Origin of the sequence: Parabacteroides sp. AF27-14 (assembly GCF_003635425.1) — a bacterium.
Taxonomy (GTDB): domain Bacteria; phylum Bacteroidota; class Bacteroidia; order Bacteroidales; family Tannerellaceae; genus Parabacteroides; species Parabacteroides distasonis.
Map to the genome: position 1 here is coordinate 198,552 of NZ_QTLZ01000006.1, position 12,977 is coordinate 211,528.

10 protein-coding genes are annotated in these 12,977 nt (G+C 48.2%); 8 read left to right on the forward strand and 2 right to left on the reverse strand.

What is annotated here, in order from left to right:
* Positions 1 to 63: 63 nt before the first annotated feature.
* Positions 64 to 3,141 carry a TonB-dependent receptor gene (locus DWY79_RS09060; protein WP_122369224.1) on the forward strand — a complete coding sequence of 1,026 codons (3,078 nt, stop codon included), beginning with the start codon at positions 64 to 66 and terminating at the stop codon, positions 3,139 to 3,141.
* Between the two features lie 13 nt (positions 3,142 to 3,154).
* The gene (locus DWY79_RS09065; RefSeq protein ID WP_122143862.1) at positions 3,155 to 4,756 is read left to right on the forward strand and encodes a RagB/SusD family nutrient uptake outer membrane protein; all 1,602 of its coding nucleotides are present in this window, start codon (positions 3,155 to 3,157) and stop codon (positions 4,754 to 4,756) included.
* A gap of 32 nt (positions 4,757 to 4,788) precedes the next feature.
* On the opposite strand, the gene DWY79_RS09070 is transcribed toward DWY79_RS09065, so the two are convergent.
* Complete coding sequence (locus tag DWY79_RS09070; protein WP_122143863.1) at positions 4,789 to 5,463, reverse strand: bifunctional 4-hydroxy-2-oxoglutarate aldolase/2-dehydro-3-deoxy-phosphogluconate aldolase; 675 nt, start codon at positions 5,461 to 5,463, stop codon at positions 4,789 to 4,791.
* A 39-nt stretch (positions 5,464 to 5,502) separates the two neighbouring features.
* The gene (locus tag DWY79_RS09075; protein ID WP_122143864.1) at positions 5,503 to 6,546 is read right to left on the reverse strand and encodes a sugar kinase; all 1,044 of its coding nucleotides are present in this window, start codon (positions 6,544 to 6,546) and stop codon (positions 5,503 to 5,505) included.
* A gap of 306 nt (positions 6,547 to 6,852) precedes the next feature.
* Between DWY79_RS09075 and DWY79_RS09080 the strand changes: the two genes are divergently transcribed.
* From DWY79_RS09080 to DWY79_RS09105, 6 genes are read left to right on the forward strand one after another with little or no spacing between them, the layout of a single operon-like run.
* Complete coding sequence (locus DWY79_RS09080; RefSeq protein WP_122143865.1) at positions 6,853 to 7,710, forward strand: helix-turn-helix domain-containing protein; 858 nt, start codon at positions 6,853 to 6,855, stop codon at positions 7,708 to 7,710.
* 37 nt (positions 7,711 to 7,747) lie between these two features.
* Positions 7,748 to 8,440 carry an RraA family protein gene (locus DWY79_RS09085; protein WP_122143930.1) on the forward strand — a complete coding sequence of 231 codons (693 nt, stop codon included), beginning with the start codon at positions 7,748 to 7,750 and terminating at the stop codon, positions 8,438 to 8,440.
* Between the two features lie 23 nt (positions 8,441 to 8,463).
* A complete protein-coding gene (locus DWY79_RS09090) occupies positions 8,464 to 9,633 on the forward strand; it encodes a mandelate racemase/muconate lactonizing enzyme family protein (protein ID WP_122369225.1) in 1,170 nt (389 codons plus the stop codon).
* Between the two features lie 5 nt (positions 9,634 to 9,638).
* Positions 9,639 to 10,433: an SDR family NAD(P)-dependent oxidoreductase gene (locus DWY79_RS09095; protein ID WP_122143867.1), complete on the forward strand. Its 795-nt coding sequence runs from the start codon at positions 9,639 to 9,641 to the stop codon at positions 10,431 to 10,433.
* A gap of 18 nt (positions 10,434 to 10,451) precedes the next feature.
* Complete coding sequence (locus DWY79_RS09100) at positions 10,452 to 11,324, forward strand: SMP-30/gluconolactonase/LRE family protein (protein WP_122143868.1); 873 nt, start codon at positions 10,452 to 10,454, stop codon at positions 11,322 to 11,324.
* 27 nt (positions 11,325 to 11,351) lie between these two features.
* Positions 11,352 to 12,914: a sodium/sugar symporter gene (locus DWY79_RS09105; RefSeq protein WP_233563955.1), complete on the forward strand. Its 1,563-nt coding sequence runs from the start codon at positions 11,352 to 11,354 to the stop codon at positions 12,912 to 12,914.
* The last annotated feature ends 63 nt before the right edge of the window (positions 12,915 to 12,977 follow it).

The following is a 12,977-nucleotide window of genomic DNA, read 5'->3' on the forward strand; positions in this document are numbered from 1 at the left end:
ATATAAGTTATTAGTTGTTCGAAATACCGAATTTTGCATGGTTGAACAACTAATAATTTATTTATGGACAAATTAAAAGGAAAAGCCATTTCCTGTAAGATCGCAGGAAAGTATTTTCTGCCGGCTGTTATTGCCCTCGCTTTCTCTACGGGAGCGATGCAAGCCTCAGAAAAGGGAAGGACGAGTTTTGATGTTGAGAGCGTAACCCACTCGCAACAAGAAAGAGAGTTAACGGGAGTTGTAACAGATGCTAAGGGAGAGCCCATTATTGGAGCGAATGTCGTAATAAAAGGAACTACGCAAGGAAGCATAACAGATTTGGATGGACGTTTTGTTTTGCAAGTCCCCGAGAATGCGGTCTTGCAGATCTCTTATATCGGCTATGTGATGCAAGAGGTGGAGGTGGGAAATAAGACCTCGGTTACAATCTTACTGAAAGAGGATTCACAAGCCTTGGAAGAGGTGGTTATCGTAGGTTTTGGTGCACAGAAGAAAGTGAACCTTACGGGTTCTGTCAGCAGTGTGGATTCTGAGAAGTTGTCGGGGATGCCTGCCACGAACGTAACCAGTATGTTGCAAGGTAAGTTGCCGGGCGTGGCGATTACTCAATCGTCAGGATTGCCGGGACGTGAGAAGACCTCAATTCGCATACGTGGTATCGGTACGATGAATAATTCCGATCCGATGGTCTTGGTGGATGGATTGGAATCTTCCATGGATGATGTCAACCCGAATGATATTGAGAGTGTGAGCGTATTGAAAGATGCCGCAGCTTCTTCTATTTACGGAACCCGTGCGGCTAACGGTGTGATTCTTATCACGACTAAACGAGGTAAGACGGGTAAACCTTCCATTACCTACAACGGATATGTCGGATTCCAGAAAGACATCAATCGCCAGAAACATCTTTCCTCAGCACAATATGCGGAGCTGTACAATGAGGGTTTAAGGAACGAGGGAGCCTCGCCCGCTTATTCTGCGGAAGATATACAGAAATACCGGGATGGATCCGATCCGGACAATTATCCGAATACGGATTGGATGGATGCGCTATTACAAGGTAGCGGATTCACGCATAATCATAATATCAGTTTGAACGGTGGAACGGAAGCGACACGCTACGCCGTCTCTTTGGGATATTATGACCAGTTGGGTCTGACCAAGAATACGGACTATGACCGTTACAATGTCCGTATTAATTTGGATAGCAAGGTGAACGATCGTCTGTCTTTCGGCGTGAATAGTAGTTTGTCGTATCGGGATATCTCGGTACCTACCACTCCTTATAATAACTCGGACGATTTGGCACAGTTCTTTCGCCAAGCGAATCGTATCCCAAATATGTACGTAAACAAATACTCGGATGGTTCTTGGGGACGGCATATCGACGGAAACCCGATCGCTTGGCTGGAAGCGGGAGGAAAGGGTACTACCCAAGCCGTGCATGCTTTGGGGAGTGCTTTTGCGGAATTGAAGATTATCGAGGGCCTTACCTTGAAAGGGATAGCTGGTGTGGATTATGACATGAAAGAAGAGAAAATCCATATCAAAGAGATTCGTTATGGAAATGGAACCGTACAGGGACCGAATAGCGTGAATGATATGTGGGAGCGGAAAATGACGGTAACCCTTCAGGCTTTATTGAATTATGAGAAGCAAATCGGGGCGCATAATATAAAAGGTATGCTGGGTGTCTCTCGCGAGTCGTATCGTTATCATCAAACGAAGGCGTACCGGAAGAATTTCCCGAGTAATGATCTGGATGAACTGAACGGCGGTTCTACGGATGGATGGAGCAACGAGGGAAAAGCGCTCGACTCGAATATTGGCTCTTATTTCGGACGTATCAACTATGATTATGCCGGCCGTTATTTATTGGAGGCTAATTTCCGTGCGGATGGTTCTTCTAAGTTCGCCAGTGGAAATCGTTGGGGATATTTCCCTTCATTCTCTGCCGGATGGCGTATTTCAGAGGAGGCTTTTATGGAGTCGATCGAGTGGTTGGATAATTTAAAGATCAGAGGATCGTGGGGTCAGTTGGGTAATCATCGGATGGATGATTATCAATATATTGCGTTGATCGCATTGGGACAGAATTATCCGTTTAACGGAACAATCTCTGACGGTGCTGCACAAACGGCGGCTAACAATCCCGATATCTCTTGGGAGACAGCCACAGAGTTTGACTTGGGTTTTGACTTGAGCGTGAAGAATGGCCTGTTCTCTTTCTCCGCCGATTATTACGATCGATATACGGATAATATCCTGACGAAGGTTCCCGTAACCTTGATTTATGGATTGGAGGCTCCGGTCTCTAACGCCGGCGCTATGCGGAACCGGGGTGTCGAACTTTCATTCGGACATCAGAACAGCGTGAGCGATTTCCAATATGGGGTAGACGCATATGTGGCGTTTAATAAGAATAAGGTGGAGAAATACTTGAATCCTTCCAAGGGTGATAAGATCCGGATGGAGGGAGAGTCGTGGGATTCATTCTACGGGTATGAATGCATAGGTATCTTTATGTCGGATGAAGAGGCCGCCAGCAGTCCGGTTCATTCTTCCTTGGTCAAGGGAGGCGACTTGAAGTTCAAGGATCAAAATGGAGACGGTAAGATAGATGCGGAAGACCGTGTCGTACTAGGTAACACCATTCCGAATGTTACCTTCGGACTTAACTTGAACATGAGTTTCAAGGGATTCGATCTCTCTGCTGCGTTCCAAGGTGCAGCCGATGTATATCGTACGGTAGACCGCGAGTCTATGTGGGGATTTATCGATGGAGCGAATGCTCAGGAGAAGCATCTTGACCGTACGATCGTGGAGAATGGTCAGGTGACTAGCTTAGGCCATTACCCCCGTTTGTTGATCAATCAGTCGCATAATCGTGTCATGAGTTCTTTTTTGGCGATGAATGCGAGCTATTTGCGCTTGAAGAATTTGCAAGTTGGTTATAATTTGCCGGAATCTCTATTGAAATCTGTGGGAATCGGACGTGCTCGTGTATATGTCAGTGGGCAGAATTTATTTACGATCTCTGGGCTTCCGAAAGACTTCGATCCGGAAGGTCCTAATGGTGCTGCGGGATCTTCTTATCCGCAAGTCGCTATTTATACGTTAGGTTTAGATGTTACATTTTAAATAGAATACTCAAATGAATAAGTTTTATATGACGGGAATGTCGCTGCTCTCTTTTGCCTTGGTTTCTTGTGGCGACAGTTTTTTGGATGTAACGCCAGCCGATCAGTTATCGGACGCTACATTCTGGCAATCGGAAACCGATGCGGATAGAGCCTTGACCGGTTGCTACCGGGGTTGGGAGAGCGCTACGAATATCGTTTTCCTGGATGCCGCTACCGATAATGGTTATGAGCAGTTCGACTATAATTATCAGGCGTTAGGAAATGGGCAGATCCTGCCGACTTCCGCTCCGGGACATCAGTCTCCTTGGATCGACGAATTCGCTACAGAATGGTTTACGTACGACCGTATTCGCAAATACAATAACTTCTTGGAGAAGATCGATGCCGTAGAGATGGATGCGGCAAAGAAAGAACGTTATAAGGCAGAGGTACGTTTCCTTAGGGCTTACGACTATTACAACAAGGTTATGTTTTATGGTGATATACCCTTGGTGACAAAGGTATTCGCGAATGCTGAGGAGGCGAATATGGCTCGTACACCACAAAATGAGGTGATCGATTTCGTGTTGACAGAGCTGGCCGCTATCGAAAACGCTCTACCGGAGCAAAACCAGATTCAGTCGGGTGGCCATATCACCAAGGGGGCGGTATTGGCGTTGAAGGCTCGTTTTGAGCTATATCTGGGGAAATACGCCGAGGCTCAGGCAGATGCGGCTAAGGTGATCGCTATGGGTTGCTATGAGTTGTACCCGGATTACGAGACTCTTTTCTATCCTGAGGCGGAAACATCCAACAAGGAGTCTATTTTGGATGTGCAATATATAAAGGATCAGTATAAGAACATGATTCCGCAATTGAATCTTCCTGCGATCGAAGGCGGTTGGTCTGCCTTGAATGCCTTATGGCCGTTCGTAGAAGCCTTCCAAATGCGAAACGGTAAGTTTATCGATGAGGCAGGTTCCGGCTATGATGACAATAAGCCTTTCAAGGATCGTGATCCTCGTTTGAAAAAGATTGTTTTGTGCCCGGGAGAAGAGTACAACGGACGTATCTATAACCCATTGGATAAGTTGATAAACGGGCAGTCGAATGATGATTATCATGTGAACGCCGCTGCTTCCCGCGGAGGGTTGTTAGTAAAGAAGCATATTTATCCTATGTCGGTGGAAGATGCCAACAATTACGATGTGAACACGATGGTCATCCGTTTGGCCGAGATGTATTTGACGTTTGCCGAATGTGCGTTGAAAACAGGTTCGGGAAAAGAGGAAGCATTACGCTATATCAATGCGATCCGCGAGCGTTCCGGAATGCCGGCGGTAACGAGTTTGACAGAGAAAATCGTGCGTTACGAACGTCGTGTGGAGCTTGCCTTCGAGGGATTGAGATATTTCGACTTGAAACGTTGGGACCTTGGCCCTGAGTTATTGAATGGACAGGCGATCGGTTGTCGGGACGGATCGGTGAACTCTACTACTGGCGAGGTGACGTGGAATGGTAATTATATCATACTGGAAGAACGTAAATTCTTACCGGCTCGTAAATATCTGTTGCCGATCCCTCAAGTGGAACTAGACCGGAATGAGAATATGGTACAGAACGAGGGATACTGATAAGAGAGAGACGGGGCGTGCCCCGTCTCTACTTATTTTGTGAAATTGGAAGAGATGATCGAGAGCGTGTTTGCGCAGAGTCGGCTGATCTCATCCCATTTTTTTTCTTGGATGCTTTCCTTCGGAAAGAGCTTGCTTCCCATACCCACACAAACAACCCCGGCCTCGAACCACTTCTTGAGATTTTCCTCGGTAGGCTCTACCGCTCCGGTTGCCATGATCATGGCCCAAGGTAATGGGGCCTTGATGTTTTTTACGAAAGAGGGGCCACCTACATTTCCGGCGGGGAATATTTTACATATAACGCAACCGGCTTCTTGTGCGTCGCTGATCTCACTGACCGATCCGCAACCGGGTATATAGGGAACACCTCGGCGGTTACATGTTTTCGCTATGTCGGGATTGAAACAAGGGCCGACAACGAAATTTGCTCCTAATTGCATATAAAGGGCAGCTGTGGCAGGTTCTACCACTGATCCGATGCCCAATACCAATTCCGGGCATTCCGTGGCGGCGAATCTGGATAGTTCAGAAAATACCTCATGGGCGAAATCTCCCCGGTTCGTGAACTCGAATACACGTATGCCGCCTTCGTAACAGGATTTCAGCACGTTTTTCGCGACTTCAGGATCTTTATGATAGAATACCGGGACGATTCCGGTAGATACCACTGTATTGATGGTTTGTAACAGATTGAATCTAGCCATATGTTTTTATGATTCTTATTATTGAATGATTTAATCGGTTTATCTGGATACTCTTCCGCTAGCGTCGCCTGCCATGAGTTTTTCTACTTCCTCTACCGAGACCAAGTTGAAATCCCCATAAATGGTGTGCTTGAGGCAACTGGCGGCTACAGCGAAATCAAGTGCTTTTTGGTCATCCTCCGGATACCGATTCAATCCGTAGATCAATCCTCCCATGAATGAGTCGCCGCCGCCTACCCGGTCTACGATATGGGTTATGTCATAGCGTTTGCTCTCATAAAGACGGTTGTCGCTCAGCAGTACGCCTCCCCAGGTGTTATGGTTGGCGTTTATCGCCCCGCGCAATGTGATGATAACCTTCCGGGCCCGTGGAAACCGGTTTTTCATTTGCCTGCAAACCGACTCGAAGCCGGAAGCGTCTACCTCGCCGTTCGTATGTGTGACATCGAAGTTCTCGGGTCGGATGCCGAATACCTTCTCGCAATCCTCCTCGTTCCCCAGAATAATGTCACAACCGGCAACCAGCTCCGGCATTACCTCTGCCGCGGATTTACCGTATTTCCAAAGATTCTTGCGGAAATTGAGATCGCATGATACGGTTATACCCAGTTCGTTGGCAGCCTTGATCGCCTCTAGGCATACCTCTGCCGCTCCTTGTGAGATGGCTGGCGTGATGCCGGTCCAGTGAAACCAGCTCGCTCCATTGAATACGGTTTTCCAGTCGATCATTCCCGGCTCGATCTCGGAAATAGCTGAGTGGGCACGGTCGTAAACCACTTTGCTGGCACGTGCCACGGCTCCTGTCTCAAGGAAATAAATGCCTAACCGGTCCCCGCCGTATAGAATATGCCGGGTTCCTACGCCATGTTTACGCAACTCCATCAGGCAAGCGTTCGCGATGTCATTTTTCGGAAGCCGTGTGATGAATTCCGTCTCCAACCCGAAGTTGGCCAACGAGACCGCTACGTTGGCTTCTCCACCACCAAAGGTAGCCGCATACGTGTCGGATTGGCAAAAACGTAAGTGCCCAGGCGTAGACAGGCGAAGCATGATCTCGCCAAATGTTATGATTTTTGTTCCCATTTTATGAAAATGTTTTATTGGATAAATAATGTATGGCAAAGTTATGTATTGAATTCTCGAGACGGCTGTCCGCAGGTTTCTCCGATTTGACTTATACGGAATAAACAATCGCCGATGATGACTTTTTCGGAAGTTTATCAGATCTAGTTCCGAATAAGATAACTTTTTCGACGAATAGTACCTGTTTGTATGCTTGCCTATGGGTGTCATATGTAGAATACTTAGCGGATATATCTTATTTTTGTGATATCGATTAAATATCCGGATACTAGCTGGAAATCAAGTGTAATTTAAAGATAGAGAAGCATGGAAGAGGAGAATCGTACCTTATTCAGTAGTATAGGTCAAATTATGCGTACCTTGGAGGGAAAGCGACTGGCGGATGTGTTCCGTTTTGTCTCTTTTCTCCCGATGGAACGTTTTGGCCAGCACGCTCATCACAGGTTGGAGCTTAATTATGTGAAAAAGGGAAGTTGCATTATTCGGTTGGAGAACGAGAGTGTAAGTTTTCGCGAGAACGAGTTGATGATTATCTGCTCGGATGTTCCCCACTCTTTTCAGGCTGGCTCGGAAGGATGCACGTTGATGCAACTGGAGTTCCTGCCGGAGGTATTCGGTCATTTCGAGGATTATCTGGATGTCGGCCGCTCGCTAACCCCTTTGAGTATCTTCTCATCGGCCAACCGTTTGATCAAGATCGTGAACAATGTCCGTATCATGAGAGCTATCCAGCGTATCGTGACAGAGATGAATACCCGCAATAAATACTATGAGCACTTAGTCGTGATGTATTACGCAGAGCTGCTCATCTTGATCTATCGACACATGGATGAGACCTATTTTCCGCTGTCTTCCAACAATACGATGAGAAAGGCGATTAATTACATCCGGGAACATTATAAGGATGATATCTCTATAGGGGATGTCGCGGAAGAAGCCTGTATCGGTGAACGGTACTTGCGTAAGATATTCTCCCAGCATCTTAATTTGTCGCCTGTCGATTACTTGAATCAGATACGGATAAACAAGGCGATAGAGCTGTTGCGTATTACGGAGTTGAGCGTGAAAGAGGTCTGTTTTGAGTGTGGCTTCCGCTCACCTCAATATTTCTCCCGTATATTCAAGCAGTTGGTGGGTGTGTCGCCTAGCGATCTGTTGAAATAGGAATACGATTTTATTAACTAAATAAATGAAGGAAAAAATGAAAGAATGGAGTGACGACAAATCGCTACTGGCTTTAATCAAGAATGAGCTGTATACCGCTGTGATCGGCGATATCATGGATAAGATGGGATATACGCACCAGTTTTTGCCACCTCGGATAAGGCCCTTGCGGGATGATATGTTTATCGCCGGAAGGGCGATGACCGTGTTGGAGGCCGATGTGTTGGATAACTTGACGGATGCCGGGAATAACCCGCTGTTGAAACGCTCCTTCGGATTGATGCTGGAAGCGTTGGACGATTTGAGAGAGGACGAGGTATATATCTGCTCCGGATCATCGCCCGCATATGCCTTATGGGGAGAGCTGATGAGTGCAAGGGCCATGCAATGCAAGGCGGCTGGAGCCGTGGTGAATGGGTATTCGCGTGATACGAAGGGGATCTTGGAACTGGATTTCGCTTGTTTCTCTTATGGCCCTTATGCGCAGGATCAGGCGCCTCGCGGCAAGGTGATCGACTACCGTGTTCCTATCGACATGGAGGGCGTGAGGATCAACAACGGCGATATGATCATCGGCGATATAGACGGTGTTTGTGTCGTTCCGAGAGAGATCGAGGAGGAGGTCTTCGAACGTGCGCTGGAAAAGGCGAGAGGCGAGCGGGTCGTGCTGAAGAAAATTAAGGAAGGCATGAAAGCCCGTGAGGCGTTTGATAAGTATGGAATAATGTAATACTTTAAAATAGAACAGAAGAGATGAAAATTACGGATGTAAAAGTATGGTTGGTACAAGGTATCAAGTATAATTGGACTTTATTGAAAATCTATACAGACGAGGGGTATACTGGGGTTGGAGAGGCTACGAACTGGCCGGGAAGCCCGATCGTATATGAGGCGGCTAAGCATGTGGGGAAACGTATTATCGGCTTGGATCCCATGAAAACGGATTTTATCTGGACGAAGTTGTACCGCGACTTGAACTGGATTGGCCCGTATGGTGCCAGCCTTTGCGCCATCAGTGGTATTGACATGGCGTTGCTCGACTTGAAAGGTAAGGTGCTGGGTGTTCCTTGCTATGAGTTGTTGGGGGGCGCTTACCGGAAAGATATCTTATTGTATGCGAATTATTGGTTTACGGGAGGCGGACATAACGAGGCGGATTATTTCGATCAGGCGAAGAGGGTACGTGAGGCTGGATTCACCGGCTTGAAATTTGACCCGTTCGCCCATACGAATTATTTCTATGGGGAAGACTTGGCTTCTAACTTGACACTTACGGCTGAACAACAGGATCTGGCCTTCAATGTATCCAAGGCGGTACGCGAGGCGGTAGGACCGGAAACGGATATCATGATTGAGACGCATGCTATGTTGAACTACCGTATCGCCGTGAAGATGGCCGAACGCCTGTCTAAGCTAGATATCGCATGGTATGAGGAACCGGCAGGTCCTGAGAGTGCCAAGACTTTGCGGGCGATGCGGGAACGTATCCCATCGGATGTGGCTATTTGCGTAGGCGAACGTCATTATACTCGCTTCGGCATACGTCCTGTCTTGGAGAATCATATTTGCGACGTGATCATGCCGGATATAACCCGTTGTGGAGGTCCGTCTGAAATGAAACGTATGGCTACGATGGCTGAGGCATATAGCGTATTGATCGCTCCTCATAATCCGAATGGACCGTTATCTACGCTGGCTTCTTCGTACGTATGTGCTTCTATACCGAACTTCTTCCGTCAAGAGTTCATGTTTAATGATGTGCCTTGGCGTGACCGTGTGATCGATCATCCGATAGCGGATATGGTATATGACGGTATGCTCCATCTGTCCGATCGTCCGGGTTTGGGCGTTGATTTGGTTGAGGAGGAAATGGAAGCGCATCCGGGTATCACGGAGAACGCTCCGGTTAATTTTTATATTTGATTCGAATGAGTTTTATAATAGATCTTAAGGATAAGGTTGTATTGGTGACCGGCGTGTCATCGGGTATAGGTTACGGCACGGCACGTGCGTTTGCCCATGCCGGTGCCCATGTGGCCGGATGTGCCCGTAAACCGGTGGATGATCCAAGTGCTAAGGAGTTTTGTGCGGCTATAGAATCAGAGGGCGTGAAAGCCCTTTACGTGCAGACGGATGTGACGCAACCAGATGAATTGGCGGCTTTGGTGGAGTCTACTATCCAAACTTTCGGTCGTTTGGACGTGGTGGTTTCTAATGCCGGAGCGAATGTGTTTGAAGGGGCAGCGGGTTGTAATGAGGAACAGTGGAGACATAACCTAGATTTGAATTTGGCTTCTCATTGGCGGTTGGCGAAGTATTGCAAGCCCTATCTGGAGAAAGCGGATGAAGGGGCCATTTTGTTAATGACTTCCAACCATGCCTTTAGTTCCATTCCGGGCTGTTTCCCTTATAATGTGACAAAAACGGCTATAACGGGTCTCGTTCGTAGTTTAGCGATTGAGTGGGGGCCTGAGATACGTACCGTAGGTATCGCACCTGGGTTTATAGATACGGCAGGGAATGATACATGGTTCGCCTCTTTCCCGGATCCGGCAGCTGAACGGCAGAGAACCGAGAATCTGCATCCCGTGAAACGGATCGGGACGGTAGAGGAGGTCGGGGCGCTATGTGTCTATCTGGCCTCTCCCATGGCCCGGTTTATCAGTGGTACGACGATTCTGATGGACGGCGGACGTTCTGCCTTGATGCAAGACGATGTGTAACCTATTAGATACGAGGGAATGAAAGCTACATTATTATATGAATGTAAGGATTCGATAGGAGAGGCCGCTACTTGGTTGAATGATTTGGGACTTTTCTTGTGGGTCGATATTAACGGCGGTTTATTGCATACTTATTCCCCGGACGGGGATGCGTATGCTGCGGTCCGGTTGCCGGCTCGTGTTTCCACGATTGTCCCGATGACCGACGGGAGGCTGCTGCTCTCCCTGCAAGGGCGTTTGATCGCTTATGACTTGCGGACAGGCGAGCAAGAGGTTTTACGGGAGCTTTTCCCCACGGATGGGATGATGCGGCCGAACGACGGGAAGGCTTCTCCGGAAGGACGCTTGTGGTTGGGGATGATGCACTTGTCCGATCATTCCGAGACGGGGGCGTTGTACCGGGTCGATCCGGATTTGTCCATCCATAAGATGTTGGATAAGCAATGTATCCCGAATGGGATCGTTTGGAGCGAGGATGGTTCCCGTATGTATTATGTGGACTCCGGTCGCCACGTGGTCGAATCATATCGGTACGATATGCGGAGCGGGGAATTATCGTATGAGAAACCTGCGTTGGAGATCCCGGAGGATATGGGAGTGCCGGATGGCATGACGATCGACGCGGATGGAAATCTGTGGATCGCGCATTGGGGCGGTTTCGGTGTCTGTGTATGGAACCCTCTTTCCGGCGAGTTGTTGGATAAGGTGGAGGTACCTGTGCCGAATGTCGCCTCTTGTACGTTTGGACGGGACGGCTTGCTTTATATAACGACCGCTATGGATGGGCTGTCCATGCGGGAGCGAGAGGCGTATCCGCTCAGCGGAAGTTTGTTCGTGGCTTCTACCGGCATGAGCCCCGGCAAGAACCATTATCCCTTCCGTCGTATTTAATTCCGTTATCTAAAAAATAGTAATACCATGAATATATCACCTATAGATCTAAGTGTTTTTGTCTTATATTGTGTATTGATCTTGTTTGTAGGTTTGTACGTCTCCCGGAAGAAAGAGGGGCATGTGGAGGATGCGAACGACTATTTTTTGGCGGGACGTGGTTTGGCTTGGTGGGCTATAGGTGCTTCGATCATCGCCTCGAACATATCGGCTGAGCAGTTTGTGGGAATGAGCGGGTCAGGCTATGCGATCGGTCTGGCGATGGCTACTTATGAATGGATCGCGGCGTTGGGACTCTTGATCGTGGCGAAGTGGTTCCTCCCGATATTCTTGAAGCGGGGCATATTCACGATGCCTCAATTCCTTGAGGAACGTTTCGACAAGCGGGTCAAGACCGTGATGGCCTTCTTTTGGTTGATCGTGTTTGTCTTCGTGAATCTTACCTCCATCCTGTATCTGGGTGCGCTTACGATACAGAGCGTGATGGGGATTCCTTTATTGTACGGGGTGATCGGCCTGGCCTTGTTCGCCGTGGTTTATTCGATAAACGGGGGATTGAAGGCGGTCGCCCTTACGGATGTCATTCAAGTATTTTTCTTGGTAGGTGGCGGATTGATTACCACTTATATCGCGTTGGATTTGCTAGGTGCCGGCGAGGGTGTGCTGAAAGGTTGCGAGACGCTTTACCTCAAGACCGAGGATAAGTTTCACTTGATCTTGGATCCTTCCCATCCCGGTTATATGGATCTTCCCGGCTTGTCGGTGATTCTGGGCGGTCTTTGGGTGGCCAACTTGTATTATTGGGGATGTAACCAGTATATCATTCAACGAGCGTTAGCCGCCAAGAATATAAAGGAGGCGCAATGGGGAATGGCGTTCGCGGGCGTCATCAAATTGCTTATCCCTTTGCTGGTGGTTATTCCGGGCATCGCGGCGTTTGCCTTGGATGCTCCCTTGAGCAAGCCGGATGAGGCTTATCCGTGGTTGTTGGGCAATTTGCTGCCCGTCGGCGTGAAAGGCATAGCCTTCGCCGCGTTGACCGCTGCGATTGTAAGCTCCTTGGCTTCTATGATGAATAGCATCTCTACGATTTTCACGATGGATATCTACCAGGTCTATATCCGCCCGGAGGGGGATGCCTCGCATTTGGTGCGTGTCGGGAAGATGACGAGTTTGGTGGCCATGCTGATCGGTGTTTGTATCGCTCCTTTGTTATCGGGGTTGGATCAGGCGTTTCAGTACATCCAGGAGTTCACGGGGTTCGTCAGTCCGGGGGCGTTGAGTATCTTCTTGGCGGGCTTTTTCTATAAGCGGGCTACGTCCAACGGCGCGTTGGTATCGGCGGTGGCCTCATTCGTCCTCTCGTTCGTGTTTAAGTATTTGTTCCCATCGTTGCCTTGGCTGGATCGCATGGGGATCATATTCTTGCTCTGTTGTGCCATTCTGGTCTTGATGGGGAAAAAGAACCCGAAAGGGGATGATGCGGATCGATTGCTGTTGCGCTCTTTGTTCCATACGGATCGTATATTCAACTGGACCGCGTTGTTCGTGGTGATTATTCTTATTGTTTTTTATTTCTTATGGTGGTAACTTTATACTAAATAAATCATGAACTATAATAAGAAAATTGAATACGGTTAACGATAATTAGCA

What these genes read in the sequence shown, in the direction of transcription:
- DWY79_RS09075 (WP_122143864.1), bottom strand. Translation starts at nt 6,546, where the DNA reads ATGGGAACAAAAATCATAACATTTGGCGAGATCATGCTTCGCCTGTCT.
- DWY79_RS09095 (WP_122143867.1), top strand. Translation starts at nt 9,639, where the DNA reads ATGAGTTTTATAATAGATCTTAAGGATAAGGTTGTATTGGTGACCGGC.
- DWY79_RS09080 (WP_122143865.1), top strand. Translation starts at nt 6,853, where the DNA reads ATGGAAGAGGAGAATCGTACCTTATTCAGTAGTATAGGTCAAATTATG.
- DWY79_RS09085 (WP_122143930.1), top strand. Translation starts at nt 7,748, where the DNA reads ATGAAAGAATGGAGTGACGACAAATCGCTACTGGCTTTAATCAAGAAT.
- DWY79_RS09105 (WP_233563955.1), top strand. Translation starts at nt 11,352, where the DNA reads ATGAATATATCACCTATAGATCTAAGTGTTTTTGTCTTATATTGTGTA.
- DWY79_RS09065 (WP_122143862.1), top strand. Translation starts at nt 3,155, where the DNA reads ATGAATAAGTTTTATATGACGGGAATGTCGCTGCTCTCTTTTGCCTTG.
- DWY79_RS09090 (WP_122369225.1), top strand. Translation starts at nt 8,464, where the DNA reads ATGAAAATTACGGATGTAAAAGTATGGTTGGTACAAGGTATCAAGTAT.
- DWY79_RS09070 (WP_122143863.1), bottom strand. Translation starts at nt 5,463, where the DNA reads ATGGCTAGATTCAATCTGTTACAAACCATCAATACAGTGGTATCTACC.
- DWY79_RS09060 (WP_122369224.1), top strand. Translation starts at nt 64, where the DNA reads ATGGACAAATTAAAAGGAAAAGCCATTTCCTGTAAGATCGCAGGAAAG.
- DWY79_RS09100 (WP_122143868.1), top strand. Translation starts at nt 10,452, where the DNA reads ATGAAAGCTACATTATTATATGAATGTAAGGATTCGATAGGAGAGGCC.